Below are 3,288 nucleotides of genomic sequence, written 5' to 3' on the forward strand. Positions count from 1 at the left end.
TCCCGGCACCGGCCCTCCCGGCCTTCGCGCGTCCGCGCGCCCGTCACACCAGCGGGTGACAGGGACGGCGCGCAGGATTGCCCCCGGTGACCATCGGGTAATACGGGAGCGGAACGGTCGTACGGCTCGTCGACCGCCCCGTCAGACCCCGAAGGAGGAACGTCACTTGCTCTGGGAAGCTCTCGGCTCCGCGATGCTCGGCCTGTTCCTGTCCCTCGCCGCGCTCCACCGGTTCGCACACCGGCTCCCCGACCACCGGCTCGTCCTGGCCACCGGTCCGGCCGGCGCCCTGTTCGGCGCGTTCGTCGCGCACACCGCGCTCGGCTCCGGGCACGTCCTGCCCGTCCTGGTCGGCGCCGTCCTGATCGGCGCGGCCCTGCTGTCGCTGCTGCTGAAGCCGGCCACCCGCCGCCTGCGGCGGTCGACGTCCGCCACCGCCTAGGCGCGCGCCGGCCGCCGGCGCGCGCCCGGGCCGGGCCCTCGGCCGTCAGGCCGCCAGGCCCAGCGCCGCCATCCGCTTGGTGTGCGCCTCGGTGATCCGGGTGAACATCCGGCCCACCTCCGCCAGGTCGAACCCGTCGGCCACCCCGCCCACGAGCATCGTGGAGAGCGCGTCGCGCTCCGCCACCACCCGCTGGGCCTGGCTCAGCGCCTCGCCCATCAGCCGGCGCGCCCACAGCGCGAGCCGGCCGCCGACCCGGCCGTCCGCCTCGATCGCCGCGCGGACCTTCTCCACCGCGAAGTTCCCGTGCCCGGTGTCGTCGAGCACCGCGAGCACCAGGGAGCGGGTGTCGGAGTCGAGCCGGGCCGCCACCTCCCGGTAGAAGTCGCTGGCGATCGAGTCGCCGACGTAGGCCTTGACCAGGCCCTCCAGCCAGTCCGACGGGGCGGTCAGCCGGTGGAACTCGTCGAGGGCGGCGACGAACGGCTCCATCGCGGCGGTCGCGTCCGCGTCGATCTCGGCGAGCCGGTCCCGCAGCCGCGCGAAGTGGTGGAACTCGGCCGACGCCATCGCCGCGAGCTGCGCCTTGTCCCCGACCGTCGGCGCGAGCTTCGCGTCCTCCGCGAGCCGTTCGAACGCCGCCAGCTCGCCGTACGCGAGCGCGCCGAGCAGGTCGACGACGGCGGCCGCGTACTGCGGGTCGACGGCGGCCTCGTCCCAGGTCAGGGCGGCGATCCCGGTGAACTCGGGGGTGGTGGCTTCGGGGCGGTCGGCAGGGGTGTCAGGCGTCTCCATACGCCGTACGATAGCCCGCTCGGCGGGCGCGCACGGGGGGCTGTCCGGGGCGTGGGCACGCCTGTGACCCCGGTGACCCCGGCCACTTCTCCCGACACACATGCGCGAATCCGGGGTACAGTGGTAATGGACCTGTCGCGGAACGCACGGCGACGGGCCGTTCGAATGAGGATGCCCGGTCGGTGGCCCGATCGGCTCCGACCGCCAGCCCTCCATCAGCGAGGGACCCCTCAGCGGCAGCGACGCTCGAGCGACGGCAGAGGTCCCGGCCCGGCGAGCAGCACACCGGCTTCGGCCTGCAATGGCTGCTCCGGCACGGAGTGACCCCCATCGTTCGCGTCAGTGCCGCGTCTCACAGAAGAGGCAGCACCCTGACTACGACTTTCCGGGATCTCGGCATTCTGACCGAGACCGCCGAGGCCCTCGAGGCCGTCGGCATCTTCAACCCGTTCCCCATCCAGGAGATGACCCTCCCGGTCGCCCTCTCCGGCTCCGACGTCATCGGCCAGGCCAAGACCGGCACCGGCAAGACGCTCGGCTTCGGCCTGCCGCTGCTCGAGCGGGTCACCGTCCCCGCCGACGTCGACGCCGGCCGCGCGACCGCCGACCGGCTCACCGACGCCCCGCAGGCGCTCGTCGTCGTCCCCACCCGCGAGCTGTGCACGCAGGTGACCAACGACCTGCAGACCGCGGGCAAGGTCCGCAACGTCCGCGTGCTCGCCATATACGGCGGCCGGGCCTACGAGCCGCAGGTCGAGGCGCTGCGCAAGGGCGTCGACATCGTCGTCGGCACGCCCGGGCGGCTGCTCGACCTGGCCGGGCAGAAGAAGCTCGACCTCAGCCACGTCCGGGCCCTCGTGCTCGACGAGGCGGACGAGATGCTGGACCTCGGCTTCCTGCCCGACGTCGAGAAGATCATGAAGCTCCTGCCGGCCAAGCGGCAGTCGATGCTGTTCTCGGCGACCATGCCGGGCGCGGTCATCTCGCTGGCCCGCCGCTACATGTCGCAGCCGACGCACATCAACTCCACGTCGCCCGACGACGAGGGCGCGACGGTCAAGAACATCACGCAGCGCGTCTACCGGGCGCACAACATGGACAAGCCCGAGATGGTCGCGCGGATCCTGCAGGCCGAGGGCCGCGGGCTCGCGATGATCTTCTGCCGGACCAAGCGGACCGCGGCGGACATCTCCGAGCAGCTCCAGAAGCGCGGCTTCGCCGCGGGCGCGGTCCACGGCGACCTCGGCCAGGGCGCGCGCGAGCAGGCCCTGCGGGCGTTCCGCAACGGCAAGGTCGACGTGCTCGTCTGCACCGACGTCGCCGCGCGCGGCATCGACGTCGAAGGCGTCACGCACGTCATCAACTACCAGTGCCCCGAGGACGAGAAGACCTACCTGCACCGCGTCGGGCGCACCGGCCGCGCGGGCAAGCTCGGTACGGCGATCACGCTCGTCGACTGGGACGACATCACGCGCTGGAACCTGATCAACCGCGTCCTGGACATCGGCATCCCCGACCCGGCCGAGACGTACTCGACCTCCCCGCACCTGTACGCCGAGCTGCACATCCCGGCCGGCACCAAGGGTGTCCTGCCGCGCGCCGAGCGGACGCGGGCAGGGCTCGGGGCGGAGGAGCTGGAGGACCTCGGCGAGCCGGGCGGTCGCGGGCGGCGCGGCGCGAAGGCCCCGGCCGCGGCCGCGGTCGCCGTCGAGGAGCCGGTCCGCACCCGCACGCCCCGTCAGCGGCGGCGGACCCGCGGCGGTTCGTCCGTCGAGGACGCGGCTCTGACGGCGCCCTCGACCCCGGTCGAGGCGGCGGCGGAGGTCGTCGCCGCGGCGGTCGAGAAGCCGGTCGAGTCGGCGGTCGTCGAGGCGCCGGTCAAGCCGCGGCGCCGGCGGACGCGGTCCGCGTCCGCGAAGGCGGCGGTCGTCGAGGCACCGGCAGCGAAGGCGCCGGTCGCCGAGGCGCCGGCCGCGAAGGTCCCCGCCGCGAAGGCGCCCGTCGCCGAAGCACCGGCAGCGAAGGTTCCCGCCGCGAAGGCGCCCGTCGCC

3 protein-coding genes are annotated in these 3,288 nt (G+C 73.9%); 2 read left to right on the top strand and 1 reads right to left on the bottom strand.

All coding sequences use genetic code 11. From position 1 onward, the window contains the following. Positions 1-166: 166 nt before the first annotated feature. The gene (locus ACFWEG_RS28690; RefSeq protein WP_387220951.1) at positions 167-442 is read left to right on the top strand and encodes a hypothetical protein; all 276 of its coding nucleotides are present in this window, start codon (positions 167-169) and stop codon (positions 440-442) included. Between the two features lie 45 nt (positions 443-487). Here ACFWEG_RS28690 and ACFWEG_RS28695 read toward each other — a convergent pair whose 3' ends face one another. Then, positions 488-1,237, bottom strand: coding sequence for a ferritin-like fold-containing protein (locus ACFWEG_RS28695; RefSeq protein ID WP_387220954.1), 750 nt, complete (start codon positions 1,235-1,237; stop codon positions 488-490). A gap of 464 nt (positions 1,238-1,701) precedes the next feature. Between ACFWEG_RS28695 and ACFWEG_RS28700 the strand changes: the two genes are divergently transcribed. Continuing rightward, on the top strand, positions 1,702-3,288 hold a 1,587-nt coding region (locus tag ACFWEG_RS28700), incomplete at its 3' end, for a DEAD/DEAH box helicase (RefSeq protein ID WP_387220956.1).

It is taken from the genome of Streptomyces sp. NPDC060194 (assembly GCF_042728285.1).
Taxonomy (GTDB): Bacteria; Actinomycetota; Actinomycetes; order Streptomycetales; family Streptomycetaceae; genus Streptomyces.

What these genes read in the sequence shown, in the direction of transcription:
- ACFWEG_RS28695 (WP_387220954.1), bottom strand. Translation starts at nt 1,237, where the DNA reads ATGGAGACGCCTGACACCCCTGCCGACCGCCCCGAAGCCACCACCCCC.